This window comes from Lutimaribacter saemankumensis (assembly GCF_900100005.1).
GTDB lineage: Bacteria > Pseudomonadota > Alphaproteobacteria > Rhodobacterales > Rhodobacteraceae > Lutimaribacter > Lutimaribacter saemankumensis.
This window is the reverse complement of sequence record NZ_FNEB01000005.1, coordinates 138,836-165,834: the sequence shown is the minus strand read 5'-3', so window position 1 is coordinate 165,834 and position 26,999 is coordinate 138,836. Positions and strand designations below refer to the sequence as shown.

The 26,999-nt window shown below is 60.8% G+C and carries 22 protein-coding genes and 2 pseudogenes; 12 read left to right on the top strand and 12 right to left on the bottom strand.

What is annotated here, in order from left to right:
* The 3 genes from nusA to infB are packed head-to-tail and all read left to right on the top strand — an operon-like array spanning position 1 to position 4,765.
* On the top strand, positions 1 to 1,623 hold the full coding sequence (gene nusA, locus BLT50_RS11205; RefSeq protein WP_090028774.1) for a transcription termination factor NusA: 1,623 nt from the start codon (positions 1 to 3) through the stop codon (positions 1,621 to 1,623).
* A 23-nt stretch (positions 1,624 to 1,646) separates the two neighbouring features.
* Entirely contained in the window at positions 1,647 to 2,279 is a 633-nt protein-coding gene (locus BLT50_RS11200; protein ID WP_090028773.1) for an RNA-binding protein, read from the top strand.
* Complete coding sequence (gene infB, locus BLT50_RS11195) at positions 2,276 to 4,765, top strand: translation initiation factor IF-2 (protein WP_090028772.1); 2,490 nt, start codon at positions 2,276 to 2,278, stop codon at positions 4,763 to 4,765. Before BLT50_RS11200 ends, infB begins: the two co-directional genes overlap by 4 nt.
* 79 nt (positions 4,766 to 4,844) lie before the next feature.
* Here the strand turns inward: infB and BLT50_RS19300 are convergent, their stop codons facing one another.
* From BLT50_RS19300 to BLT50_RS11175, 4 genes are all read right to left on the bottom strand, one after another.
* A complete protein-coding gene (locus tag BLT50_RS19300; protein ID WP_090028878.1) occupies positions 4,845 to 4,982 on the bottom strand; it encodes a hypothetical protein in 138 nt (45 codons plus the stop codon).
* A 101-nt stretch (positions 4,983 to 5,083) separates the two neighbouring features.
* On the bottom strand, positions 5,084 to 5,482 hold the full coding sequence (gene mutT, locus BLT50_RS11185; protein WP_090028771.1) for an 8-oxo-dGTP diphosphatase MutT: 399 nt from the start codon (positions 5,480 to 5,482) through the stop codon (positions 5,084 to 5,086).
* Positions 5,479 to 6,705: a bifunctional glutamate N-acetyltransferase/amino-acid acetyltransferase ArgJ gene (gene argJ, locus BLT50_RS11180; protein ID WP_090028770.1), complete on the bottom strand. Its 1,227-nt coding sequence runs from the start codon at positions 6,703 to 6,705 to the stop codon at positions 5,479 to 5,481. The genes mutT and argJ overlap by 4 nt, the downstream gene beginning before the upstream one ends.
* Before the next feature lie 3 nt (positions 6,706 to 6,708).
* The gene (locus BLT50_RS11175; protein ID WP_090028769.1) at positions 6,709 to 7,554 is read right to left on the bottom strand and encodes a peptidylprolyl isomerase; all 846 of its coding nucleotides are present in this window, start codon (positions 7,552 to 7,554) and stop codon (positions 6,709 to 6,711) included.
* 175 nt (positions 7,555 to 7,729) lie between these two features.
* Here BLT50_RS11175 and secA point away from each other — a divergent pair, with 175 nt between their 5' ends.
* The 3 genes from secA to BLT50_RS11160 all read left to right on the top strand — a co-directional run bounded on the left by secA (position 7,730) and on the right by BLT50_RS11160 (position 13,230).
* Complete coding sequence (gene secA / locus BLT50_RS11170) at positions 7,730 to 10,468, top strand: preprotein translocase subunit SecA (protein WP_090028768.1); 2,739 nt, start codon at positions 7,730 to 7,732, stop codon at positions 10,466 to 10,468.
* A gap of 116 nt (positions 10,469 to 10,584) precedes the next feature.
* Entirely contained in the window at positions 10,585 to 11,643 is a 1,059-nt protein-coding gene (locus BLT50_RS11165; protein WP_090028767.1) for a hypothetical protein, read from the top strand.
* A 27-nt stretch (positions 11,644 to 11,670) separates the two neighbouring features.
* Entirely contained in the window at positions 11,671 to 13,230 is a 1,560-nt protein-coding gene (locus BLT50_RS11160; protein WP_090028766.1) for a substrate-binding domain-containing protein, read from the top strand.
* Here BLT50_RS11160 and radC read toward each other — a convergent pair.
* From radC to dnaK, 3 genes are all read right to left on the bottom strand, one after another.
* Entirely contained in the window at positions 13,227 to 13,994 is a 768-nt protein-coding gene (gene radC / locus BLT50_RS11155) for a RadC family protein (RefSeq protein ID WP_090028765.1), read from the bottom strand. The genes BLT50_RS11160 and radC overlap by 4 nt on opposite strands.
* Positions 13,995 to 14,099: 105 nt before the next feature.
* A complete protein-coding gene (gene dnaJ, locus BLT50_RS11150; protein WP_090028764.1) occupies positions 14,100 to 15,248 on the bottom strand; it encodes a molecular chaperone DnaJ in 1,149 nt (382 codons plus the stop codon).
* A 76-nt stretch (positions 15,249 to 15,324) separates the two neighbouring features.
* Entirely contained in the window at positions 15,325 to 17,244 is a 1,920-nt protein-coding gene (gene dnaK / locus BLT50_RS11145) for a molecular chaperone DnaK (RefSeq protein ID WP_090028763.1), read from the bottom strand.
* A gap of 201 nt (positions 17,245 to 17,445) precedes the next feature.
* Here dnaK and BLT50_RS11140 point away from each other — a divergent pair, with 201 nt between their 5' ends.
* From BLT50_RS11140 to BLT50_RS11130, 3 genes and pseudogenes are all read left to right on the top strand, one after another.
* Entirely contained in the window at positions 17,446 to 18,036 is a 591-nt protein-coding gene (locus BLT50_RS11140; protein WP_090028762.1) for an alpha-ketoglutarate-dependent dioxygenase AlkB family protein, read from the top strand.
* Positions 18,037 to 18,158: 122 nt separating this feature from the next.
* The gene (locus tag BLT50_RS11135; protein WP_090028877.1) at positions 18,159 to 19,004 is read left to right on the top strand and encodes a flagellar motor protein MotB; all 846 of its coding nucleotides are present in this window, start codon (positions 18,159 to 18,161) and stop codon (positions 19,002 to 19,004) included.
* A 65-nt stretch (positions 19,005 to 19,069) separates the two neighbouring features.
* Positions 19,070 to 20,383: pseudogene (locus tag BLT50_RS11130) on the top strand (flagellar hook protein FlgE); the annotation flags it as partial.
* Here BLT50_RS11130 and BLT50_RS19575 read toward each other — a convergent pair.
* The 3 genes and pseudogenes from BLT50_RS19575 to BLT50_RS11120 all read right to left on the bottom strand — a co-directional run.
* A pseudogene (locus BLT50_RS19575) lies at positions 20,347 to 20,484 on the bottom strand (flagellin N-terminal helical domain-containing protein); the annotation flags it as partial. The pseudogenes BLT50_RS11130 and BLT50_RS19575 sit on opposite strands and share 37 nt — an antisense overlap.
* A 228-nt stretch (positions 20,485 to 20,712) precedes the next feature.
* Positions 20,713 to 21,054, bottom strand: coding sequence for a hypothetical protein (locus tag BLT50_RS11125; protein ID WP_090028760.1), 342 nt, complete (start codon positions 21,052 to 21,054; stop codon positions 20,713 to 20,715).
* Positions 21,047 to 21,319: a rod-binding protein gene (locus BLT50_RS11120; RefSeq protein WP_090028759.1), complete on the bottom strand. Its 273-nt coding sequence runs from the start codon at positions 21,317 to 21,319 to the stop codon at positions 21,047 to 21,049. The genes BLT50_RS11125 and BLT50_RS11120 overlap by 8 nt, the downstream gene beginning before the upstream one ends.
* Positions 21,320 to 21,430: 111 nt before the next feature.
* On the opposite strand from BLT50_RS11120, the gene BLT50_RS11115 reads away from it, so the two are divergent.
* From BLT50_RS11115 to BLT50_RS11105, 3 genes are all read left to right on the top strand, one after another.
* Entirely contained in the window at positions 21,431 to 23,086 is a 1,656-nt protein-coding gene (locus tag BLT50_RS11115) for a flagellar hook-length control protein FliK (protein WP_139170519.1), read from the top strand.
* A gap of 9 nt (positions 23,087 to 23,095) precedes the next feature.
* Positions 23,096 to 23,764, top strand: a complete 669-nt coding sequence (locus BLT50_RS11110) for a flagellar hook capping FlgD N-terminal domain-containing protein (RefSeq protein ID WP_090028757.1) — start codon at positions 23,096 to 23,098, stop codon at positions 23,762 to 23,764.
* 69 nt (positions 23,765 to 23,833) lie between these two features.
* Positions 23,834 to 24,709, top strand: a complete 876-nt coding sequence (locus BLT50_RS11105; protein ID WP_139170518.1) for a phosphotransferase — start codon at positions 23,834 to 23,836, stop codon at positions 24,707 to 24,709.
* Here BLT50_RS11105 and ubiB read toward each other — a convergent pair.
* Positions 24,706 to 26,241: a 2-polyprenylphenol 6-hydroxylase gene (ubiB, locus tag BLT50_RS11100; protein WP_090028756.1), complete on the bottom strand. Its 1,536-nt coding sequence runs from the start codon at positions 26,239 to 26,241 to the stop codon at positions 24,706 to 24,708. The genes BLT50_RS11105 and ubiB overlap by 4 nt on opposite strands.
* Position 26,242: 1 nt before the next feature.
* Positions 26,243 to 26,995: a bifunctional demethylmenaquinone methyltransferase/2-methoxy-6-polyprenyl-1,4-benzoquinol methylase UbiE gene (ubiE, locus tag BLT50_RS11095; protein ID WP_090028755.1), complete on the bottom strand. Its 753-nt coding sequence runs from the start codon at positions 26,993 to 26,995 to the stop codon at positions 26,243 to 26,245.
* Positions 26,996 to 26,999: the final 4 nt, after the last annotated feature.

The following is a 26,999-nucleotide window of genomic DNA, read 5'->3' as shown; positions in this document are numbered from 1 at the left end:
ATGGCCATCACTTCTGCAAACCAGCTTGAGCTTTTGCAAACGGCCGAGGCCGTGGCCCGCGAAAAGATGATCGACCCCGGCCTTGTGGTCGAGGCGATGGAAGAGTCGCTCGCGCGTGCCGCCAAGAGCCGCTACGGCAGCGAAATGGACATTCGCGTGTCGATCGACCGCAAGACCGGCCGCGCCACGTTTACCCGCGTGCGCACGGTGGTCGAGGATGACGAGCTGGAAAACTACCAGGCGGAAATGACGGTCGAGCAGGCCAAGCAGTACCTCGAAGATCCCAAGGTCGGCGACCAGTTCATCGAAGAAGTGCCGCCGGTCGAAATGGGCCGGATCGCCGCGCAGTCGGCCAAGCAGGTGATCCTGCAAAAGGTCCGCGAAGCCGAGCGTGACCGCCAGTTCGAAGAGTTCAAGGACCGCGTCGGCACGATCATCAACGGGATCGTCAAGCGCGAGGAATACGGCAACGTCATCGTCGATGTCGGCCGGGGCGAAGCCATCCTGCGCCGCAACGAGAAGATCGGCCGCGAGGCATATCGAAACGGCGACCGCATCCGCTGCTACATCAAGGACGTGCGCCGCGAAGCGCGTGGCCCGCAGATTTTCCTGTCGCGCACGGCACCCGAATTCATGGCCGAGCTGTTCAAGATGGAAGTGCCCGAGATCTACGATGGCATCATCGAGATCAAGGCCGTGGCCCGTGATCCCGGCAGCCGCGCCAAGATCGCCGTCATTTCCTATGACGGGTCGATCGACCCTGTGGGTGCCTGTGTCGGTATGCGCGGCAGCCGTGTGCAGGCCGTCGTGAACGAACTGCAGGGCGAAAAGATCGACATCATCCCGTGGAACGAGGATGTGCCGACTTTCCTTGTGAACGCGTTGCAGCCGGCAGAGGTGTCCAAGGTGGTTCTGGACGAAGACGCCGAGCGCATCGAAGTCGTCGTGCCCGACGACCAGCTTTCGCTGGCCATCGGTCGCCGGGGCCAGAACGTGCGGCTTGCCAGCCAGCTGACGGGCCTCGATATCGACATCATGACCGAGGCCGAGGAATCCGAGCGCCGTCAGAAGGAATTCGAAGAGCGCACCAAGCTGTTCATGGACACATTGGACCTGGATGAGTTCTTTGCCCAGCTGCTGGTTTCCGAAGGTTTCACCAGCCTCGAAGAAGTCGCCTATGTCGAGCTTGACGAACTTCTGGTGATCGACGGGGTTGACGAGGACACCGCCAACGAGCTGCAGGCCCGCGCCCGCGACGTCCTGGAAGAGCAGGCCCGCGCCGCACTGGAACGCGCCCGTGAGCTGGGTGTTCAGGACAGCCTGGTTGAATTCGAGGGCCTGACGCCCCAAATGATCGTGGCGCTGGCCGAAGACGGCATCAAATCGCTTGAAGATTTCGCAACCTGCGCAGACTGGGAACTGGCCGGTGGCTGGACGACCGTCGACGGTGAACGCGTCAAGGACGACGGTCTGCTGGAACCCTTCGAAGTCAGCCTTGAAGAAGCGCAGAACCTTGTCATGTCGGCGCGGCTCCAGCTGGGCTGGGTCGATCTGGCCGATCTTGAAGCGGACGAAGCCGAAAGCGACTCCGACGACGACACCGCAGAGGAGGCCGAGGCCTGATCTCAGGCCTCGGAGGCGCGCGGATGACGCGGGGCGGACAGCCAAAGACAAAGGGCGATGCACCCGAACGCAAGTGCATCGTCACGGGGCAGACCGCGCCGAAGACGGGATTGATCCGCTTTGTGGTCGGCCCCGACGCGTCGGTCGTTCCCGACCTTGCGGAGAAACTGCCGGGGCGCGGCATATGGGTGTCGGCGGACCGTGCGGCGATCGACAAGGCCGGGAAGAAGGGCCTGTTTTCGCGCGCTGCGAAGATGCAGGTCACGGCGCCCGACGATCTGGCCGACAGGGTCGAAGCCATGCTGGCGCGCCGCGTTGTCGATCTGTTGAGCCTGGCCCGAAAGGGCGGGCAGGCCGTAGCCGGGTTCGAAAAGGTCAAGGACTGGCTGTCGAAGGATCAGGCCGACATCCTGATTCAAGCCAGCGACGGCTCGGGCCGGGGGAAATCGAAGCTGTCCACGCCGCAAGGCGGAAGGTTCATCGGATGGCTGACCGCCGATGAGCTGGGATTGGCCTTTGGAAGACAAAACGTGATACACGTTGCGCTTGCCGCTGGTGGTTTGGCGTCGCGTGTTGTAGAGGAGGCCGCAAGACTTAAGGGTCTGCGCCTCTCAGACGGCGGGGACTCTGCCGGAAAGGATAGAAGACGCAAATGAGCGATAACGACGGTAAGAAAACTTTGGGTGTACGTGGCGGGCCCCGTTCGGGGAACGTAAAGCAGAGCTTTAGCCACGGCCGGACCAAGAACGTCGTGGTGGAAACCAAGCGCAAGCGCGTCGTGATGCCCAAGCCGGGTGCGACGTCGAAGCCTGCTGCCTCCACCGGCGCCGGCCAAAAGCAGGGCTCTTCCGATCCGGCAAAGCGGCCCGCGGGCATCACCGATGCGGAAATGGAGCGCCGCCTGAAGGCGTTGCAACTGGCCAAGGAAAAGGAATCCGAGGAGCAGGCGCAGCGCGAGGCCGAGGAAAAAGCCCGCGCCGAAGAGCGTGAGCGCATGCGTGCCGAAAAGGAACAGAAAGAGCGCGAACAGAAAGAGGCCGAAGAGCGTGCCAAGGCCAAGGCCGAGGAAGATGAGCGCCAGCGCCGTGAGGCGGAAGACGCGGCCAAGCGCGCCGCCGCCGCGCCCGCCCCGGAAGAGGCGACACCGGCCGCGCGTGGCAAGCCCAAGGAAAAAGAGGCCCCTCGCAAGGTCGAACGCGAAGAGCAGCGTCCGCGCGGCAAGGGCCGTGATGACGGTGGCCGTCGCGCCGGCAAGCTGACGCTGAACCAGGCCCTTTCCGGTGGCGAAGGTGGCCGCCAGAAATCCATGGCCGCGATGAAGCGCAAGCAGGAACGCATGCGCCAAAAGGCTATGGGCGGTGCGCAAGAGCGTGAAAAGGTTGTGCGCGACGTGCAGCTGCCCGAAACCATCGTTGTCAGCGAACTGGCCAACCGTATGGCGGAACGCTCTGCCGACGTGGTCAAGGAACTGATGAAGATGGGCATGATGGTCACGCAGAACCAGTCCATCGACGCCGACACAGCCGAGCTGATCATCGAAGAATTCGGCCACCGCGTCGTGCGCGTTTCGGACGCGGACGTAGAGGACGTGATCAGCCAGGTCGAGGACAAGGACGAAGACCTGCAGCCGCGTCCCCCCGTGATCACGATCATGGGCCATGTCGACCACGGCAAGACATCGCTTCTGGATGCGATCCGTGACGCCAAGGTGACGGCTGGCGAGGCTGGCGGCATCACCCAGCATATCGGTGCCTACCAGGTGACGACCGATGGCGGTTCGGTTCTGACATTCCTCGATACGCCGGGCCACGCGGCCTTTACGTCGATGCGGTCGCGCGGTGCGCAGGTGACGGATATCGTTGTCCTGGTGGTCGCCGCCGATGACTCGGTCATGCCGCAGACGATCGAAGCGATCAACCACGCCAAGGCGGCGGGTGTTCCGATGATCGTCGCGATCAACAAGTGCGACAAGCCCGACGCCGATCCTGACAAGGTGCGCGCCGAGTTGCTGCAGCACGAAGTCATCGTCGAGGCGATGTCGGGCGAAGTGCAGGATGTCGAAGTGTCGGCCATCACCGGCCAGGGCCTTGACGAACTGCTTGAGGCGATCGCGCTGCAGGCGGAAATCCTGGAACTGAAAGCCAACCCCGATCGTGCCGCCGAAGGCGCAGTGATCGAGGCGCAGTTGGATGTCGGGCGCGGCCCGGTCGCGACGGTGCTGGTGCAGAAAGGCACCCTGCATCAGGGCGATATCTTTGTCGTGGGTGAGCAGTGGGGTAAGGTCCGTGCGCTGATCAACGACCGTGGCGACCGCGTCGAAGAGGCTGGCCCATCCGTTCCCGTAGAGGTGCTCGGCCTGAACGGCACGCCCGAAGCCGGCGACGTTCTGAACGTTGTGGACACCGAGGCACAGGCCCGCGAGATCGCAGAATATCGTGAGCAGGCCGCCAAGGACAAACGTGCCGCAGCAGGTGCCGCGACCACGCTGGACCAGCTTCTGGCCAAGGCCAAGGCGGACGAGAACGTCAAGGAACTGCCCATTCTGGTCAAGGCCGACGTGCAGGGGTCTGCGGAAGCCATCGTTCAGGCGATGGAAAAGATCGGCAACGACGAAGTGCGCGTGCGCGTTCTGCATTCGGGTGTTGGCGCGATCACGGAAACCGATGTCGGCCTGGCCGAAGCATCGGGCGCACCGATCCTGGGCTTTAACGTGCGCGCGAACGCGTCGGCACGGAATACGGCGAACCAGAAGGGCGTCGAGTTGCGTTACTACAGCGTGATCTACGACCTCGTGGATGATGTGAAAGCGGCTGCTTCGGGTCTGTTGTCGGCCGAAATCCGTGAAAACTTCATCGGGTACGCGCAGATCAAGGAAGTGTTCAAGGTGTCGGGCGTCGGCAAGGTTGCCGGCTGTCTTGTGACCGAGGGTGTGGCGCGCCGTTCTGCTGGCGTCCGCCTGCTGCGCGACGATGTGGTGATCCACGAAGGCACGCTGAAAACGCTGAAGCGCTTCAAGGACGAAGTGTCCGAGGTTCAATCGGGCCAGGAATGCGGTATGGCGTTCGAGAACTACGACGATGTGCGCCCAGGCGACGTGATCGAGATCTTCGAGCGCGAGGAAGTGACGCGTACTCTGGACTGATCCTGAGTTTCGAATTCACGAAAAAAAGGGGACGGCGGTTGCTGTCCCCTTTGTCTTTCCCACGGTGATGAAGCGATTTTCAGGCGGCTCTGGGCATTACCGCAAAACCGACGAATTCGCGTTCACCGACGCGGATAACCGTTCTGCCATCCGGCAGGTCGCGGACGTACTGTCCCTGAATCGATACGCAACTCCCGATCGTGATGGTGCGCAGCATGCCAATCATCCCCACAGTTGACGTACCGCACTATAGCGGCCTGCGGGTAAACAATGAATTAAATTTTTGCGGTATTGTTCAGGGATTTGCCCGGTTTCGACTCACAACCAGTCCCTAAGTATGGGAATCAAGGGTATGTCCGCAGGTGGCATAGGGTATTCGCGCAGGTCGCGCGCATGGGCCCATTTGAGGGTCTGACCTTCTTTCGGGTGGGGAATTCCGCTCCACTTGCGGCACGCGAAAAGTGGCATCAGCAGGTGGAAATCATCATATGTATGGCTGGCAAAGGTAAGCGGCGCCAGGCAGCTGTTCCTTGTCTCGATGCCCAGCTCCTCGTGCAATTCGCGCACAAGCGCCGCCTCGGGGGTTTCACCCGGTTCGACCTTGCCACCGGGAAACTCCCATAGGCCCGCCATGGATTTTCCTTCGGGGCGCTGTGCCAGAAGGATGCGCCCATCGGCGTCGATAAGGGCCACGGCTGCGACCAGCACAACCTTCATGAACGGTAGTCCGCGTTGATCGAGATGTATCCATGGGTCAGGTCGCAGGTCCAGACCGTGGCGTTTCCGCTGCCCAGCCCGATGTCGACGGCGATCACAAGTTCGGGCTGTTTCATGTAGGCGGCGCCGTCTTCCTCACGGTAACCGGGCGAAACCCAGCCGTTTTCCGCGACGAGAATATCGCCAAACTTTATCGACAGAAGATCCCTGTCGGCGGCAGCACCGGATTTTCCGATGGCCATCACGATGCGGCCCCAGTTCGGATCTTCGCCTGCGATTGCGGTTTTCACCAGCGGCGAGTTGGCGATCGACATCGCATGCGTACGGGCGTCTGCATCGCTGGCAGCCCCTGTTACCGTCACTTCAACGAATTTTGTCGCGCCCTCGCCGTCGCGCACCACCTGATGCGCGAGGTCCAGCATCACGCCATGCAGAGCGGTTTCGAAGTCCGGGGACGCATCGACGCTGACACCCGATGCCCCGGTCGCTGCCAGCAACAGGGTGTCCGAGGTGGATGTATCGCTATCCACGGTTATGCAGTTGAAGGTTTTGTCCGTCAGATCGGACAACATCGTCTGAAGCCGATCCTGCGCGATTGCGGCATCGGTGAAAATGTAGACCAGCATCGTCGCCATATCGGGCGCGATCATGCCCGAGCCCTTGGCGATACCCGCGATGCGCACGGCCTTGCCGTCGACCGTGATTTCCGCGCTTGCGCCCTTGGGAAAGGTGTCGGTTGTCATGATGGCGCGCGCGGCGTCTTCCAGGCGGGCGGGGGCCAGGTTGGCGGCCATTTCGTCAAGCTTGGCAATGATGCGATCATGCGGCAGCGGTTCACCGATCACGCCGGTGGACGAGGTAAAGACGCGGTCGACCGGGACGCCGGCCGCATTCGCGACAGCGGTGGTTATCGCGTGAACCGATTCAACGCCGCGCCCTCCGGTAAAGGCGTTGGAGTTTCCTGAATTCACCAGTATCGCCGCGCCCTGATCGGGCGATCCGCCGATCTTGGCCTGGCAATCGAGAACCGGCGCCGAGCGTGTCGCCGACCGTGTGAAGACCCCTGCGACCGCCGTTCCGGGAACGAGGCGTGCAAGCATCACATCCGTGCGGTCACGGTACTTCACACCCGCGGCAGCGGTTGCAACTTCGACGCCCGCAATATCGGGCAGCGTTGGAAAGCTGGCCGGTGCCAGCGGGGAAACGGCCAGCGATTTGCCCATCACTTACTTCTCCAGAAGGCCGAGGTTCGACAGTTGAGATTTGTCGAAGCCTTCGTCCTTGCGTTCCACGTTTGCCGCGTCGGTCAGTTCCTGAACCTTAGCATCGACAATCTGCTGCTGCAGTTGCGCTTCGATCTGGTCGCGGACTTCTTCAAGCGGCGGCGCGTCTTTCTGGCGTGTGTCGTTCAACCGGATCACGTGCCAACCGAACTGGGTTTGCACCGGATCGGACACCCCTTCCTTTTCCATGGATTTGACCGCTTCTTCGAAGGGCGGAACCATCATGCCGGCGCTGAACCATCCCAGCTCACCGCCATTCGGGCCGGACGGGCCGGTCGAATTGTCGCGGGCAAGCTGTGCAAAGTCTTCGCCACCGCGGGCACGTTCCGCCAATGCGGCTGCGGCCTCTTCCGTTTCGACCAGGATATGGCTGGCATTCCATTCCTGTTCGGGTTCGGCGTTGGCGAAGTTCTCGTCATAGAACGCCTGAACGGCCTCGTCCGTCATTGCACCGGCAAGCAGATCGTCGATCGCTTCGGCCGCCAGCATCTGGCGTTGTTCGTTTTCCAGCGCGATTTCGACGCGGCGCGGCGTGTTTTCAATTGTTTCGGCCAGAACCGACTGTTGAACAAGCTGGTTCAGAATGCCGTCGAACAGCACCTCGTCGGGAAGCTGGCTGTACTGCTGCGGCAGCGATGCCCGCACCAGGATCAGATGGCCCAGGGTGATGTCCTTGCCGTTGACCGTGGCGACGACGGTTTCGGCTGTGGGCGTCTCTTCGGCGGCGACGGGCATTGCCAGTCCGAGGGCCAGTGCAGTCGCTGCGGCGAGTGTGAGGCGTTTGGGCATGGATACGATCCTTTCATGGGCAGTTTATGCCCCTGACGTTGACACTTTCACAGCCGCCCCTTACGTAGCCTTGTGGCCGGTTTGGCTGTTATTTCCCGCCCGTTTTAGGCGGTGTGGAAAGAGCGGGCAAGCAAATGGCTCGCACGAAATCGTCAACGACCGGAACGGATGGATCATGCTGGGATTCGGAACTCTTGCCCGAAAGGTGTTTGGCACACCGAACGACCGCAAGGTCAAGGCCACGCGCCCGCTGATCGAAAAGATAAACGCGCTGGAGCCTGACTTCGAAAAGCTCAGCGACGCCGGCCTGATCGAAAAGACCGAAGAACTGAAAAAGCGCGTCGCCGAGGGTGAGTCGCTCGATGCGGTCCTGCCCGAGGCGTTTGCCAACTGCCGCGAGGCGGCCAAGCGCGCGCTGGGCCTGCGGGCCTTCGACGTGCAGTTGATGGGCGGCATCTTTTTGCACCAGGGCAACATCGCCGAGATGAAGACCGGCGAAGGCAAGACGCTGGTGGCCACCTTCCCGGCCTATCTGAACGCATTGACCGGCAAGGGCGTCCATATCGTGACGGTGAACGATTACCTGGCCCGCCGGGACGCCGAATGGATGGGCAAGGTCTATGCCGCGCTTGGGCTGGAAACCGGGGTCGTGGTGCCCCAGCAGCCCGACGACGAAAAGCGCGCGGCCTACCAGGCCGATATCACCTATGCCACCAACAACGAGCTTGGGTTCGACTACCTGCGCGACAACATGAAAGCCGAGCTGAAGGACATGGCGCAGCGCGGTCACCACTTTGCCATCGTGGACGAGGTGGACAGCATCCTGATCGACGAGGCGCGGACACCGCTGATCATTTCCGGCCCCGCGCAGGACCGCAGCGAACTGTATGTCGCGATCGACGCCTTCATTCCCGAAATCCAGGACGATCATTTTACGCTCGATGAAAAGCAGCGCAACGTCACCTTCACCGATGAAGGCAACGAATGGCTCGAAGAGCAGTTGCACGAGCGTGGCATCCTGCCGGAAGGGCAGTCGCTTTACGAACCCGAAAGCACGACGGTCGTTCACCACGTCAACCAGGCCCTCCGCGCCCACAAGCTGTTCCAGCGCGACAAGGATTACATCGTCCGTCCGGCGACCAATCCGATGGGTCAGTCGCTGGGGTATGACGAGGTTGTGCTGATCGACGAATTCACCGGCCGCATGATGGCGGGCCGGCGTCTTTCGGACGGCCTGCACCAGGCGATCGAGGCCAAGGAAAGCTGCAAGATTCAGCCTGAAAACGTGACCTTGGCGCAGGTGACGTTCCAGAACTATTTCCGCCTTTACGACAAGCTGGCCGGCATGACCGGCACGGCGTCGACCGAGGCCGAGGAATTCCAGACGATCTACGGGCTGGGCGTGGTCGAAGTGCCGACCAACCGCCCAATTGCGCGGAAAGACGACGACGATGCCGTCTATCGCACGGCGCAGGAAAAGTACGATGCAATCGTCGAAACGATCAAGGAAGCCCATGAAAAGGGTCAGCCGACCCTTGTCGGGACCACCAGCATCGAAAAGTCCGAGTTCCTGTCGCAAATGCTGACGAAGGCCGGGATCACGCACAACGTGCTGAACGCGCGCCAGCACGACAAAGAGGCGCAGATCGTGGCCGACGCCGGCAAGTTGGGCGCCGTGACAATCGCCACGAACATGGCGGGCCGCGGGACCGACATCAAGTTGGGCGGCAACGTCGATTTCAAGATCATGGAAGCCATTGAGGCCAGTCCCGATACCGACCCGGAAGAGATCCGCAAGCGGATCGAGGCGGAACATGCTGCCGACGAAGAGAAGGTGAAAAAGGCCGGTGGCCTGTTCGTCCTGGCCACCGAACGCCACGAAAGCCGCCGCATCGACAACCAGTTGCGTGGCCGGTCGGGCCGCCAGGGTGACCCAGGTCGTTCGGCGTTCTTCCTGAGCCTCGAAGACGACCTGATGCGCATCTTCGGGTCCGAACGGCTGGACAAGGTGCTTTCGACCCTTGGCATGAAAGAGGGCGAGGCGATCGTGCACCCTTGGGTGAACAAGTCTCTGGAACGGGCTCAGGCCAAGGTCGAGGGGCGCAACTTCGACATCCGCAAGCAGTTGCTGAAATTCGACGACGTGATGAACGAGCAGCGCAAGGTGATCTTTGCGCAGCGCCGCGAGATCATGGAGGCGCAGGATCTTTCCGAGATTGTCGCCGACATGCGCCACGAAGTTATCGCTGATCTCGTCGATCAGTACATGCCGCCCAAGACCTATGCGGATCAGTGGGATACCGATGGTCTGCACGATGCCTGCATGGAATACCTGATGGTCGATGTCCCGGTCGCCGATTGGGCCGCCGAGGAAGGTGTCGACGACGAAGAGATCACCGAACGCCTTGAAGACACCAGCGACAAGATGATGGCCGAGAAAGCCGCTGCTTTCGGTGCCGACACCATGCGCCAAATCGAAAAGCAGGTGCTGTTGCAGACGATTGACGGCAAGTGGCGCGAGCATCTTTTGACGCTGGAGCACTTGCGCTCTGTCGTCGGGTTCCGCGGCTATGCGCAGCGCGACCCGCTGAACGAATACAAGACGGAAGCGTTCCAGCTTTTCGAAAGCATGCTCGACTCGCTCCGACTTGAGGTGACGCAGAAGTTGTCGCAGATCCGCCCACTGACGGAAGAAGAGCAGCAGGAGATGATCCAGCAGCTTGCCGCGCAACAGGCGGCACAGCAGGCCGCGCTGGACGAAGCGACCGAAGCCTCCGAGGCGCGCACGATCGCCGAGCTCGAGAACGGATTTGACGAAAACGACCCCGCAACATGGGGAAACCCCGGCCGTAATGAGCCGTGCCCCTGCGGCTCGGGCAAGAAGTTCAAGCACTGCCATGGCAGGCTGACCTGACCGATTTCGCCATATGCGCGAAAACCAAACGTCAGAATAACTCCAAAGCGGCGCCACATCGGCGCCGCTTTTCTCGTTCACCCCATTCTTGAAGCATTGGGTCCGAGGAGAACGGGATGTTCGATCCGAAACGATATATCCTTGCCGGGGGGACGGTCGTCGTCGCGCTGGGCATTGGTTTCGTTATGCAGCAATCGCCAGGGGCGAACGCGCCGTCGACTGGCAAGGTGGCTGCAACGCAGACCGCGTCCCTTGATACCCGCAGCGATGCACCTTCTGTCGTGCAGTCCGGTTTGGCTGCCGATCTTGATGCGCTGGACCTGAGCGGTGTGACGCACACTTCGGCCAATCCCAAGCCTGAACAGGCCGTCGAAAAGTCCCCGGAAACGGACGCGGCCCCAATCGACGAAGAAACCGAAATCGCCGCAGCGACCCCGGTGGACGACGAGACCGCAACCATGTCGGATGCACAGCCTGACCCCGTGCGGAAAAGCGACTCTTGCAGTGTCGAAATGACCGCCACGCCGGCACCTGCCGCGATGGTCGACCTGGGGGTATCGGCGGCTTGCTTGCCGCAGGCGCGGGTGACCATTCACCATAACGGGATGATGCTGTCTTATCTGACCGACGAAGACGGTGACGCCGAAATCCGCGTTCCCGCCCTGTCGAAAGACGCAGTCTTCATCGCGTCCTTTGAAAACGGCACGGGTGCGGTGGCACGCGCAAAGATCTCTGACCTGGCCGATTTCGAAAGGGTTGTTCTGCAATGGCGTGGCGATGCGGGTTTCGAAATCCACGCCCTGGAAAATGGTGCCGATTACGGCGCGCAGGGTCATGTCTGGCGCGATGCGCCCGGCACGATCACCCGCGCGGAAAACGCCGAAGGTGGTTTCATCGCCGTATTGGGTGATCGGTCGATCCAGGACGGTCTGCGCGGCGAGGTTTACACCTACCCCGTTTCGGGTGCGGAAGACGCTTCGGTCGAACTCAGTGCCGAAGCCGTGGTCAGCGAGGCCAACTGTACCCGTGACATCGAGGCGCAGGCGCTGCAGATTTCGCGCTCTGGCGACCTGTCGGTGCAGGATCTGGCGCTTACAATGCCCTCCTGCGACGTGGCGGGCGATATTCTGATGTTGAAAAACCTGCTGCAAGACCTGAAAATCGCGCGTAACTAGAACCGCAACATTCGGGGCTGAGCGTAGATGGTTTTCTTTCGTGCGGCGTTATGCGCCGCACTTTTCCTTGTCTTTGGCAGCATTGGCGCTGTCGCGCAGGATATCACGCTGACGTCCCGCGACGGTTCGGTGGAGATCACCGGCACGCTGCTTGGCTTTGATGGCGAGTTCTATCGCGTAGACACTGTTTACGGCGAACTGACCGTCGACGGGTCCGGCGTGCTGTGCGAGGGGCCAGCGTGCCCGAACCTGACGGCATTCGTGGCCGAGCTGCGTCTTTCCGGCGCCGAAACGATGGGCTCGGTCCTGATGCCGGCCCTTGTCGAGGCGTTTGCCCTGCGCAACGGTTTGTCCGCCACCCGCGAGCAGGACGAGCCCGCGCGGATCACCTATCTCTTGCGGGAAAAGTCCCAAGGTCAGCTTGTCGGACGGTTTCATATCCACGCGACCAACACCGACGAAGGTTTTGCCGATCTTCTGGTCAACGAGGCCGATATCGTCATGTCCCTGCGCGAGGTGCGTGCAGCCGAAGCGGCGCGCGCGCAAGAGGCCGGAATGGGCGATCTGCGCGGCCGTGGACGTGTGCGGGTGCTGGCACTGGATGCGCTTGTGCCGATCGTGGCGCCAGACAATCCGGTCGGTGTCATATCCACGCCAGAGCTTGCCCGCGTCTTTTCCGGCCAGATCGACAACTGGAAGGCGCTGGGCGGACCGGATGCTCCGATAACGCTGCATCTGCGCGACGCCCGGTCGGGGCTGGGGCAGGCGGTGGTGGACCGGTTGCTTGCCCCCATAGGCGCCGGTCTTGGCGCAGGTGCGGTGCGGCATTCTTCGAACGGGGCGCTGGCTGATGCCGTGGCAGGTGATCCATTCGGTCTGGGGCTTGCATCGGCAGCCGCACTGGGGGCCGCGCGGCCACTGGCGCTTTCGGGTGCGTGCGGGTTCTCGCTGCGGGCCGAACGGCGTAACGTCAAAACCGAGGATTATCCGCTGACCGCGCCATTGTTCCTGTATCTTCCGGCGCGTCGTCTGCCATCTCTTGCGCGCGATTTCCTGTCATACCTGCGCGATCCGCAGGCGCAGTTGGTGATCCGGCGCGCGGGTTTCGTTGATCAGACACCGGAAGAGATTGCGATCGAAGCCCAGGGAAACCGCTTTGCCAATGCCATTGCGCGGGCAGGTGACGAGACCAGCCTGGAAGATCTGCAGCGCATGGTGTCGGTCTTGTCCCCATACAAACGCCTGACGACGACATTCCGTTTCGAGCCCGGATCGACAAGGCTGGATGCACAATCACGGTCGAACGTCGAACAGCTTGCGCGCGCATTGGAGGCAGGGGTCTATGACACGCGGGATCTGCTTTTCGTCGGATTTTCCGATGGCGAAGGCTCTGCGCGGATAAACCGCGAGATCGCAGAACGCCGGGCCGAGACCGTGCGCGCGGCCGTGGTTGCGGCTGCGGAAACCGCCAATCTTTCGCGGATCGGTATCGATGTCGATGCATTTGGCGAGGCGATGCCGATGGCCTGCGATGACAGCGCCTGGGGCCGGCTGGTCAACCGGCGTGTCGAGGTCTGGGTGCGTTAGATCAGCCCCTCGGACCGAAAGCTGAGTTCGCGTGATTTTCCGACGATCAGGTGATCGTGCAGCGTGATCGACAACGCCGTCGCCGCGGCCGCGATCTGGTGGGTCATGGCTATGTCCGCTTCGGATGGGGTCGGGTCGCCCGATGGGTGATTGTGAACGAGGATCAGCGCGCTGGCATTCAGTTCCAGCGCCCGTTTGACAACCTCACGCGGATAGACCGGCACATGGTCGACGGTTCCGCGGGCCTGCTCCTCATCGGCAATCAGCACGTTTTTCCGGTCCAGGAACAGGACGCGGAACTGTTCAGTTTCACGGTGGGCCATCGTGGTGTGGCAATAGTCGATCAATGCGTCCCAGGACGACACGACATGACGCTGCATCACCCGCGACCGGGCGAGGCGCTGTGCTGCGGATTCGATCACCTTCAATTCGCATATCACGGCGTCGCCGATGCCCTTGACCTGTTTCAAACGTTCGGGTGGGGCCGCTATGACCCCGTTGAAATCGCCGAAGGTATTCAACAGAAGATGCGCCAGCGGCTTTACGTCCTGCCGGGGGATCGCCCGGAACAAGACCAGTTCCAGCATCTCGTAGTCGGGAAGGGCCTGCGCGCCGCCTTGCAAAAAGCGCGTTCGCAGCCGTTTACGGTGATCCGCGATATACGATGGCATCCTGCCCGCTGGAACGGGCGCGGCATCAACGGCCTCGTCCAGATCGAACAGGGGCAGAGGCATTTCACCGAAGGCATTGGCGCGGTCCGTCATGCGGAAAGACTGCGTGCCACGATGTGAACAACTGGTTAACGCCGACGAAAAAGGGCGCCCCGATACGTCGGCGCGCCCCTTCGATGGTGCCGTGGTTCGCGAAGGTCAGCCCTTCATCGAATCCCAGAAGCTTTTCACAGATGAGAAAAAGCTTTTGCTTTCGGGATTGTTGTCTTCCGACAAAGCCTCGAACTCGCGAAGCAGCTCTTTCTGACGGCTGGTCAGGTTCACCGGCGTTTCGACCGCCAGTTCGATGAACATATCGCCGGCCGACCCTCCGCGAAGGGCGGGCATGCCCTTGCCGCGCAGCCGCATCTGCCGTCCCGACTGCGAACCTGCGGGTATCTTGACCCGGCTGCGCCCGCCGTCGATTGTCGGCACTTCGATATCGCCGCCAAGCGCGGCGGCCGTCATGGACACGGGCACACGGCAGAACAGGTTGGTGCCATCACGTTCAAAGATCTTGTGCGGCGCAACCTCGATGAAGATGTAAAGATCACCCGCCGGCCCGCCGCGCATACCGGCCTCGCCCTCGCCCGCCAGGCGAATGCGCGTTCCGGTTTCAACGCCCGCGGGGATGTTCACGCTCAGTGCGCGGTCCTTTTCGACACGGCCCTGGCCGGCACAGGACTTGCACGGGTTCTTGATCGTCTGGCCAAGGCCCGAACAAGTGGGACAGGTGCGTTCGATCGTAAAGAACCCTTGCTGCGCGCGCACCTTGCCCATGCCCGAACAGGTCGGGCAGGTGGTCGGTTCCGCGCCGCCCTCGGCGCCGGTGCCGTTACAGGCATCGCAAGCCACGGACGTGGGCACGTTGATCGTCTTTTGCAGGCCCTTGTACGCCTCTTCCAGAGTGACACGCAGGTTGTACCGCAGGTCGGCCCCGCGCGCCGCGCGCTGGCGGCCACCGGCCCCGCCACGGCCCCCCATTCCGAACAGGTCGTCAAAGATGTCCGAGAACGCGCTGGCAAAGTCACCCTGACCGTGGAACCCACCGCCGGGATGTCCGCCGCCACCGCCCATGCCCCCTTCAAAGGCGGCATGACCATACCGGTCATACGCGGCCTTCTTTTCGGGGTCTTTCAGAACGTCGTAGGCCTCGTTCACTTCCTTGAACTGCGCCTCTGCATCGGGCTTGTCCGCGTTGCGGTCGGGGTGCAGTTCCTTGGCCTTTTTCCGATAGGCTTTCTTGATCTCGTCGGCATCTGCGCCGTTCGAGATTCCAAGCACTTCGTAATAGTCACGTTTTGCCATTGGGTGTCCCCTTTACCGGAACGTCAAGGGCCGGCCCGGTGCCCGGACCGGCCCTGATTGGTTCCGTAAAGCGCGATTACGAGCGCTTGTCGTCGTCGAGATCTTCGAAGTCGGCATCGACGATGTCGTCGTCATCTGCACGGCCGCCGGCCTCATCCGCTGCGGTCGGGGCGTCTTCGCCTTCTTCGGCCTGCGCCTTGTATATCGCTTCACCCAGCTTCATGGCCGCTTCGGTGACGTTCTGGATGCCGGACTTGATCTTGTCGGCATTGTCGTTTTCCAGTTCGTCCTTCAGTGCGGCAACAGCCAGTTCGATCGCTTCGATCGTCGCCGGATCGACCTTGTCGCCATGCTCTTCGATCGATTTCTCGGTCGAATGGATCAGCGACTCGGCCTGGTTCTTGGCTTCGACCAGCTCGCGGCGCTGCTTGTCGGCCTCGGCGTTTTCTTCGGCTTCCTTGACCATCTTTTCGATGTCGTCATCCGACAGACCACCCGATGCCTGGATCGTGATCTTCTGCTCTTTGCCGGTGCCTTTGTCCTTGGCGCTGACCGACACGATGCCGTTGGCGTCGATGTCGAACGTCACCTCGATCTGGGGCATACCGCGCGGAGCCGGCGGGATGTTTTCAAGGTTGAAGGCCCCCAGCAGCTTGTTGTCGGCGGCCATCTCACGCTCACCCTGGAAGACACGGATCGTCACGGCCGACTGGTTGTCTTCGGCAGTCGAGAAGATCTGCGACTTTTTCGTCGGGATCGTGGTGTTGCGGTCGATCAGGCGGGTGAACACACCACCCAGCGTTTCGATGCCCAGCGACAGCGGAGTGACGTCCAGAAGAACGACGTCCTTCACGTCACCTTGCAGAACGCCGGCCTGGATGGCGGCGCCCATGGCGACCACTTCGTCGGGGTTCACGCCCTTGTGCGGCTCTTTGCCGAAGAACTTGGTCACTTCCTCGACGACCTTGGGCATACGGGTCATACCGCCGACCAGAACCACCTCGTCGATGTCGCTGGCGTTCAGTCCCGCGTCTTTCAGCGCGGCCTTGCACGGATCGAGCGACCGCTTGATCAGGTCGCCGACCAGGCTTTCCAGCTTGGCGCGGGTCAGCTTCATCACCATGTGCAGCGGGGTGCCGCTGTTCGGGTCCATCGCGATGAACGGCTGGTTGATCTCCGTCTGGCTGGAGCTGGACAATTCGATCTTGGCCTTTTCGGCAGCTTCCTTGAGGCGCTGCAGGGCCATCTTGTCCTTGGTCAGGTCGACGTTGTGCTCTTTCTTGAACTCGTCCGCCAGGTAGTTGACGATCCGCATGTCGAAGTCTTCACCACCCAGGAACGTGTCGCCGTTGGTGGATTTCACTTCGAACAGGCCGTCGTCGATTTCCAGGATGGTCACGTCGAACGTGCCGCCGCCAAGGTCATAGACGGCGATCGTGTGGCTTTCGTCCTTGTCGAGACCATAGGCAAGCGCGGCCGCTGTCGGTTCGTTGATGATCCGCAGCACTTCAAGACCGGCAATCTTGCCGGCGTCCTTGGTGGCCTGGCGCTGTGCGTCGTTGAAATAGGCGGGAACGGTGATGACGGCCTGCGTCACTTCCTCACCCAGATAGCTTTCGGCGGTTTCCTTCATCTTGCCCAGGATGAAGGCGGAAATCTGGCTTGGGCTGTATTTCTCGTCCTTCACCTCGACCCACGCATCGCCGTTGCCGCCGTCCACGACAGCAAAGGGCATGTTCTTCTTGTCCTTGGCGAGATCTTCGTCGTCGAACCGGCGACCGATCAGGCGCTTCACGCCGAAGATCGTGTTGGCCGCGTTGGTGACGGCCTGACGTTTCGCAGCCTGGCCGACCAGGCGCTCGTTGTCGGTGAATGCGACGATCGAAGGCGTCGTACGCGCCCCTTCGGAGTTTTCGATTACCTTGGGCTGCGAACCATCCATGATTGCAATGCAGCTGTTGGTCGTCCCAAGGTCGATACCGATGACTTTACCCATGTTTTCGATCCCTTTCTTTTCAAGGCGATGACACGAGGCCCGGACCCGTTACGGCATCCCTGCCCCGAATTGGCTGTGTGCGGCGTCAGGGTGCGACGCCACGCTTCCCGGCGTATATAAGGAGGGGTCTGGCACCCTGCAAGCGCCGCAAATAGACCGAATTCGTGAATCGGAGGTAATTTCTTGAATCAACCGCACCAAATGCTGCGTGGAGTGGCGATTTACCCGGGCTTTCTGGGCGCCGCTGCACAAAGATCTCTGGTTGACGCTTTGCGCGACGTGGTGGCCGCGGCGCCCATGTTTCACCCCGAAACACGTTGGGGCAAGCAGATGAGTGTGCGGATGACATCGGCGGGGCGCTTTGGGTGGGTCAGCGACAGGCGCGGATACCGTTACGAGCCACGTCATCCGTCGGGACCCCCCTGGCCCGACATTCCCCAGCAAGTGCTTGGGATATGGCATGACTTGGTAAGCCGCACGCGCGACCCGGATTGCTGCCTGGTGAACTACTATGGCGAAGGTGCGCGGATGGGATTGCACCAGGATCGCGATGAGGCCGATTTCTCCTGGCCCGTTCTTTCGGTCAGTCTTGGGGATGAAGGCCTGTTTCGGGTCGGGAATATTGAGCGCGGAGGCGCCACTGAAAGCATCTGGCTGAAATCGGGTGACGTGTTGGTCATGGCCGGTGACGCGCGCCTGGTGCATCACGGTGTCGACCGGATCAGGTTTGGATCGTCGACACTCTTGCCGAAGGGTGGGCGTATCAATCTGACATGCAGGGTCGTCACCTGAAATCGCGCGGTTTTCGTCTAAAATCGCGCGGTCTGGGCCCAGCTGCTCTGGTAGCCAATTAACGGACCGGCAAGATTTCCGACGCTATGCCTGTGATTGGGTGAGTTGATAAGGTGGTGAAGATGGGTGCGCATAGCAATGCGGCGCCAGTCATCATCAAACGGAAAAAGATCGTTGCGGGCGATGGTCACCACGGTGGTGCGTGGAAAGTGGCCTATGCCGATTTCGTGACCGCAATGATGGCGTTTTTCCTTTTGATGTGGCTGTTGAACGCAACAACCGAGAAGCAAAGAAAAGGCATCGCCGAGTATTTCAGCCCCACCGTACCCTTGGCGCGCATATCGGGCGGTGGTGAAGGGACGTTGGGCGGCGACAGCATGTTTTCCGAAATGACCATGGCGCGCACCGGTACTGGTGGTACGAACATGCGCCCGACCGAAGCACGGCTGTCCCGTGGCGAAACAGGCCTGTCCGATCGCGGCGCGGATCACGATTCGGAAACTGCGGCTTTCCAGGAGGTCGAAACCGCGCTTCTCGCGCGTGGTGGAGAAAGCATGACTCAACGCAACCTCTTGCGGCACGTCGTGACCCGCGTGACCGACGAGGGGTTGGTGATCGAGCTGTTCGACATCGAAGGTGCAACCCTGTTCGAAGACGAGTCGGATGCACCGACCGAGCTTTTGACCGCGCTTGCGCAGATGCTGACGCGTGTTCTTGGGCTTGTGCGCAATCCTGTCGCCATCGGCGGCCATGTCGCCGCGCAGCCCGTCGTCCGCGCAAACAATACCGTATGGGGTCTTTCTGCGGACCGGGCGGATGCCTTGCGCCGGCTGCTGGAAGCCAAGGGCATGCCCAGCGCCCGGATCGAACGGGTGACCGGCCATGCAGATCGGGAGCCGAGCATCAGAAACCCCATGTCCCCGCGAAACAACAGGCTGGAGATCGTTCTGCTGCGCACGGAAGGTTGATGGAATTTTAGCTATTAGTCCGGTGTTAAGCCGACGCCTTTATCACTGCATCCCGAAACAGGGTGATGCAGCAGAAAGGCGTATCCATGACGATTTCCTCTTCGCTTAACGCGGGTGTGGCGGGGCTGGCGGCCAATGCCAGCCGGTTGGCTTCGATCTCGGACAATATCGCCAACTCTTCGACCTTTGGATACAAGCGGGTCGAAACGGATTTCCACTCGATGGTACTGTCGAGTTCCAGTCACGCCTATACCGCGGGCGGTGTTCGTACGACGAACCAGAGACTGATCGATCAAAGCGGTTCGCTTGTCACCACGTCGAACCCGACTGACCTGAGCGTGCGGGGCCGGGGGTTCGTCCCCGTCGCGCAGGCGACCGAGGTCGGTTTGGGCAACGGCGACACGACGATGTTCCTTACAACCACCGGATCGTTCCGCACGGATGCCGACGGGTATCTGCGCACCGAATCCGGCCTTGTGCTTCTTGGCTGGCCTGCGCTGGCCGATGGCACTATTCCGGCCTATCCCCGAGATACATCCGCGGGTTTGAGCCCTGTGCGCATCAACGTGAACCAGTTTACCGGTGAGCCGACAACCCGCATGTCTCTGGGTGTGAACCTGCCCGCCACCGAGACAGCCTCTGGCGCAGCCGGCGCCACGCAACAACTGTCCGTCGAATATTTCGACAACCTTGGGACTTCTGAAAGCCTGGCGGTCGAATTCACGCCGACCGTTCCAGCCACCGGATCGTCGAACGAGTGGACGATGGTGATCAAGGATTCGGCCCAGGGCGGGGCGGCGATCGGGGAGTACACGCTGACATTCGATGACAGCCGGACATCCGGCGGAACGCTGAACTCTATCGCCACGGTATCGGGCGGGGCCTATGATCCGTCAACTGGCATGCTGACAGTGAACGTGGCTGGCGGGCCAATGGAGATCACCATCGGCAGGCCCGGGGATTCCAGCGGCCTGACCCAGCTATCCGACAGCTTTGCACCAGTGGCGATTTCAAAGGACGGGTCACCGGTCGGCAACATGACTTCGGTCGAGGTGGATGAAAATGGTTTCGTCCACGCGTTCTTTGACACCGGGATCACCCGGCGTGTTTATCAGGTGCCCCTGGTGGATATGCCGAACCCGAACGGCATGGTCGCGCTGGACCGGCAGACATATCTGCCCTCACCGGAAAGCGGTACGTACTTCCTTTGGGATGCCGGTGACGGTCCGACCGGCGATATCGTCGCGTATTCGCGGGAAGAATCGACCACGGATGTGGCGGGCGAACTCACGTCGATGATCCAGACCCAGCGCGCGTATTCGTCGAATGCGAAGGTCATACAGACTGTCGCATTGTCTTTGGCCGATGCCACCGATTTACCCGTCGAAATCTCGTTCTGGGTGGTAGCGAGGTTCTTGTTGATCGAACGCAGCGTCTGCAGCGCAACCATGGCGCTGTTATTCGTCAAAATGCTCGACATCTTGTTTCCTTCAGTCAAGAGGCGGTTTCCGCCCGTTTGGGTTTTCCGTCCCCATCGAAAGCGGGGAAGGATCGACCGTCTTCTGACGTTTGCGAACCGATCTTTGCAGGTCCGCGCCACCTATGAGGTGCGTGATCAGACTGAAGTGAAAAGAACTAAGAGATACCTAATCGCCGTTGGCGATATCCGTGGGATTTTTCCAAACGAAACCAATATTTTGAAATGAAATCACGCCCTTTTTTCCAGTTTGCGGGGAAAGGTACCTTCAATGGTCTGGCGTCGACCGGTCTTGTCATAGGTATTCAGCCGGTCGCGTGTGTCGCGCAATGTGGCCAGCCGATTGGATACCGCGCGAATGCCTTCGATCGCGCTGTTCAATAGCTGCTGGTTGCGCATCGCCTTTGCTTGCAGGGATTCGAGATCGTCTTTCTCGAAAGGCGCAAGGGCGCTGACAAGACGCTCCTTTTCGTCTGCGAGTCGAATGATCGACTCAAGATCGCCTGCCAGAAGAGCGGTTCTTTCTCGTTCAAGCAGGTCTTCCAGGGCGTCTTGGGTGGAACTGTCATTCATGTCCTCGGTCCTTCAAGCTGTTGAAAATCGTTTCGGCCAGTCCGATTCCGCCACGCTCGGCAATGGCGCGGGCCTGCTCTTGCACGAGAAAGGACGAAAACTGATCTTCGCCTGTCCCGCCTCCGAATGCGTCAGGTGTTTTGCCGAGACCGGAGGATTTGAGCATCTCGGCAAGAAAACTTGCCTCAAGCTCAACCGCGACTGCGCGCAGCCTGCGGTTGCTGTCCGCCGTTAGGGGGCCTTCAATCCGGGGCAGTTCGGTCATTTCACGCTTTCTTTCAATTCAACGGATTTTTCCAAGCATGAGCGGCAATCGGTAAAAAACCGGTAACGACCAGAGGCGATACTCGTGCCGAAGAACCAGAACGGGGCTGACATGAGTAACGGTATCGCAGTAGTGGGCAGCGTAGTTGGCCAGCCGCTTGCCAAGTGTGCGCGACAGCCCGGCAGCGCTGGGAACGAGTTGGTTCCGCCCGTGGATTTCGTTCTGGAGTTCAGTGGCGACGCCACAGATATCGCCCCTTCGCCGGACCTGGTGTTGGAGGGGACCGAACCGGCAGGCGACACCGGGCCAACGGGGGATTTCGACCAAAACACTGAGAAGGGTTTCGAAGGGGCCGATGTTCCGCCAAATCTCCCAATAGCCGATGACGTCATTCCTGTTGCACCAGTTTCCAGAAGTTCCGGGAAACCGTCTTCCGTCGTGATGGAAGGAAAAGAAGGACTGCAATCACAGTCCGGTCAGAACACGTTCTACCAGGCAGCCAGTGTTCCGGCCGAAATCGATTCATCATCAACACCGGATGGAATGATCCCGGATCGCATGGTCGTTTTCCCCGGTGACGTCGATAAAGTGAACAAAGCTGTTACACCTGCGGCACACGGGCTTTCCCATGTGCCTGCCCGAAATGCGCCAGAACCCGAGAAAGCGACCTTTGATGCGGCACTTTCTGACCAGTCAGCCTTGAAACCTTCGGCAAGGGGGAAACAGGGACTTATCCCAACTATTCTGGCCGGTAGTGCCGGGGATAGCACGGGCAATCCGGTGCAGAAGATTGTGACAAACAGCGTTGTGGGCGAGCCAATTCCAGCCACGGCAACTCAGTCGAAACCGGGCCTACTTGCGCAACCTGCCGACCAAGACTCCGTGTCAAAGCCACCTTCGTTAGAGCCTGAACGGGAGCGACCCAAGGTCAATGTTGAAGCCGTTTCGGGGCAGCTATCTGTCGACGAACTGGACAGGATACAGAAGCGTTCGACGCAGCCACAGACAGTGGTCGGCCCAACATCACCGACATTGAAGATTTCTGGAAATTCGGGTCTGTTAAACCTTAAAACGGAGTTTAAGCCCGAGTTTTCGGGGCCGAGCGATCCTGCAGTCAAAGTCCAACTCGTGACCACGTCGAAGGAACGCCAAGTTTCGGATGTCGCCTTGCCGGTGCTGACCAATCCGGTCCAGGACAAGCCTGTTTCATCCGCCTTGCCGCTCGAAGCCAAAATCTCTGTCCTCGGACCAGATACAACGATCCAACCGGAGAAAGAAATCGTCCCGGAATTGCGCGGCCATGATGCGTTGCAGGGCGGCTTTGCAAGGGCGTATGTCAGCTACCATGCCGATGCCCAGTGGCGGGCCGGGCTTCCGGTTCAGAATGTGGTGCGTCAGATACTGGACGTCGTTCCACGTCTTGCGGATGGCGGTATCGAAATCACCCTGCGTCCAGAAGAGCTTGGCCGACTGCGCCTTTCGTTGACGCATGTGGATGGCGCATCGGTTCTGAACCTTGTTGCGGACCGGCCCGAGACTTTGGAACTGGTGCGCCGGAACATCACGCTTCTATCCGACGCATTCGCGGCGCAGGGCTTTGCCAAGCTGGAGGTGGCCATTGGTGGGGATCGTGGGCCGTCGGCCAGAGACAATGACCAAAGCGCCATCCATGCCGATCAAAGGCTCGAATGCGAGTCTGAGGCGCACGATGTTTCCCCGCGTGAAGTTGCGCGCTCAAAACCAGATTCGCTCGATATCCGCTTGTGAGAGGAAATAATGACCGATTTTCAGACGATCCAGCCCGCTTACTCCGCTTCGTCGGGCACGAACAACACGACCGGAAAGAAGGAAAGCGCGCTCAGCTCGGACTTTGAAACCTTCCTGAAGATGTTGACCGTGCAAATGCAAAATCAGGATCCGCTCAACCCGGTGGAATCCTCGGAATTTGCCGTGCAGCTCGCAACGTTTTCGGCGGTGGAACAACAGGTTCTAACCAACGATCTGCTGGGGCGGATCTTGGGGCAATCGGGTGCCGGTCTTACGCAGATGGCCGGTTTTGTCGGCATGGAGGTGCGGGCCCCCGGACCGGCCCATTTCGATGGCGCACCGATTGCCGTTTGGGCCGAACCGGCCGCGGGTGCCGATCAGGCCGACCTTGTTGTGCGCGACGGTTTCGGAAACGAGGTGTCGCGCGACCCGATTGTAGGCGACGGTGGCCGGACGGTGTGGCATGGGGCCCTTTCAGGAGGAGGGACGGCCTTGCATGGCACCTACGAATTCGATGTCGAAAGCCGTTCCGCCGACGGATCGGTCATCGACCGGCTTGCCGCGGAACCCTATTCCCGTGTGATCGAGGCACAGCAAACGTCACAGGGTATCGTACTGATGACAGAATTCGGTCAGATCATCCCGGCCAGCTCGGTTTCTGCACTGCGCGGCCAATGATTGTCATCCTTGTTCCCTGTCGTCCAACCACGTAACTGTTGGACCGCCTGCACTGGCAATGGGAATTGAATGAAACAGTCGGATTGCGCGCAAGGTTCTGCGCAAATGGCGTCAGACCCTGTTTTGCGGAAATGGATTCCCGGCGGGGCTGTCTGGGAGCGTCTTACCGGTGGCCGCACCAACCTGCTTTGGCGGGTGAACTTTGGCGATGATGTTCTGGTGGTGAAGCTTTTCGTCGAAAGCGCCGCGACGCCGATGTTTCCCAACGATCCCGACGCCGAGGTGGCCGCTCTTCGATGTCTGGACACAACCGGCCTGGCGCCCAAGCTGATCGGTGATGTCGAAACCCGGCATGGGCGCTGCGTGATCTACCGCCATGTTGAAAGCACGCAGCCCATGGTGACGCCAATCGGCATGGCACATGCTTTGGCATCCCTACATCGGATTTCGCCATTCAAGGGGATGCGCCAGCCGCCTTCGGGTTCTCGGGCCGTGCTTGCGCAAGGGGACAGAATACTTGCCATGTGTCGGGATTCCGGCCGCCTTGCCACTTTCCGCCCGACCGTCGCGGTCGAACCGGTTCAGCAGACCGTCTTCCTACATGGTGATCCGGTCCCCGCAAACGCGGTCCCGACGGACACCGGTGTATGTTTGATTGATTGGCAGTGCCCAGCCCAGGGCGACCCGGCAGAAGACCTTGCGGTTTTTCTTTCGCCGGCAATGCAGCTCCTTTACGGTGCAGGTCCATTGTCGCGGATCGAGGTCGAGTCCTTTCTCGCGGCCTATGGGGATGCGATTGTGACCGACCGCTACAAATCTCTGGCTTCTGCCTTTCATTGGCGCATGGCTGCATATTGCCAGTGGCGGTCCGAGCAATCGGGCAGCGACGGGCGGGATTCGGAAGCTCTGGAACTTGAAATCGCGGCCTTGAAAGACGCGTCCTAGCCAAGCAGATGCACGGCAAGAGCCATGGCAGCGGCACCCCCGAGCGCCCCGACCACGACAGCCAACCAAGTCAGCCAGCCGCTGCGTTGCGGCGCCTGGTCTTGCGGTGACGCTTGGCGAACAAGCGCCGCCTCGACAAGACTGGGCAGGCGCGGGCCGAACCGCGCGAGAACGATGGCCGTCTTGCCCAGATCGCGCGCCAGTGCGGCCGGGCCGATCGACGTGCGGATGTAGTTCTCGACAACCGGCTGCGCGACCTTCCAGATGTTGATATGCGGGTTCAGCGACCGCGCCACGCCCTCGACGACGACCATTGTTCGTTGCAACAGGATCAGTTCGGTGCGCGTTTCCATCCCGAACCGCTCGGTCACTTCGAACAGGTAGTTCAGCAACCGGCCCATCGAAACCTTGGTGGCATCAAGACCGAAGATCGGTTCTCCGACCGCGCGCAAGGCGCGGGCGAATTCATCGACATCGCGATCGGCGGGAACATAGCCTGCCTCGAAATGCACTTCGGCCACGCGCTTGTAATCCTTGCGGATGAAACCGTAGAGGATCTCGGCATAGACGCGCCGGGTGTATTCATCGATATGCCCCATGATCCCGAAATCATAGGCGATGATGTCACCATCCGGCGCGACCTTGAGGTTGCCCTGATGCATGTCGGCATGAAAAAAGCCGTCGCGGAGGGCGTGGTTCAGGAACAGGCGCAGCACGCGTTCACCCAGTTGCGCCCGATCGTGCCCGGCGGCATCCAGAGCATCGTTGTCGCCCAGCGCGACACCTTCGGCCCAACCCAATGTCATCACGCGACGCCCGGAATAGCGCCACTTTACCTCAGGAAGCTGGAAACCTTCGTCATTCGCGGTGTTGGCGGCGAATTCGCTTGCGGAAGATGCTTCCAGGCGCAGGTCGAGTTCACCCATGACCACGCCCTCGAAATGCGTGATCACTTCGTTCGGGCGCAGGCGGCGGGCAAAGGGGGCGAGGAACTCGATTACGTTGGCAGCAAGGTAAAAAGCGTCGATATCCTTTTGAAAGGCGCGTTCGATGCCGGGACGCAGCACTTTGATCGCAACAGCTTCGCCGGTTTCACGCAGCCTCGCCTTGTGCACCTGTGCGATCGACGCAGCCGCCACGGGTTCGCTGATCTCCAGAAACACGTCGTCAACCGGTTCGCCCAGTTCGGTCTCGATGCTTTTTCGTGCTTCGGCCAGGGAAAATGGCGGCAACTTGTCCTGCAACACGCGCAGCTGATTGGCCAGCTCGTCGCCGACGACGTCGGGCCGGGTCGAAAGCACCTGACCGAACTTGATGTAAGCAGGGCCCAGTGCCGTCAGCGCGCGGGTCGCCGGAGGCATCGACGGGTCGCCCTTGTACCCCAGCCATCGGAACGGCCAGACGACAGACCGCAAGACAAGACGCACCGTCCGCGGCGCATTGAAGGCATCCAGCACGACGCTCATCGCGTTTGTGCGTTCCAGCGTCGCGCCTGTCCGTATCAGGCGCCATATGTTGTGAGGGCCGCGCAACTCAGATCTTCCAGCCGGAATGCAGGCAGGCGATGCCCATCGTCAGGTTGCGGTACTTGGCATTCCCGAAACCTGCGGTGCGGACCATTTCAAGGAACGTATCCTGATCGGGGAATTTACGGATCGACTCCACGAGGTATTGATAACTGTCCCGGTCGTTCGCGATGATCTGCCCCATGCGGGGAATGATGTGGAAGGAATAAAGGTCATAAACCTTTTGCATCAGGTCGTTCGGAATCTGGCTGAACTCCAGCACCATCAATCGCCCGCCTGGGCGCAGCACGCGGTAGGCTTCGTTCAGGGCCTCTTGCGGGCGGGTGACGTTCCGTATGCCGAAGGAAATCGTGTAGGTGTCAAAGCTGTTGTCAGGAAAGGGCAGGGCCATTGCATCGCCCACCACCCAGTCCAGGCTGTCGGCCTGCCGCTCGGCCTCGGCCCGCTTGCGGCCTTCGATCAGCATGGGTTCGGTCAGGTCCAGCACGGTGGCATGCGCGTGACCGGCGCGCGCAAGATAGCGGAACGCGATGTCGCCCGTGCCACCCGCCACATCCAGCAACCGGGTGCCCGGGCGCGGGGCCAGCCAATCCATCATTGCATCCTTCCAGACGCGGTGGATGCCCATGCTCATCGCGTCGTTCATGACGTCGTATTTCGACGCCACCGACCCGAACACACCCCGGACGCGGCCCGCCTTTTCGGACTCGGGTATATCCTGAAAGCCGAAATGCGTGGTTTTCTGATACTCGTCGCTCATGGGG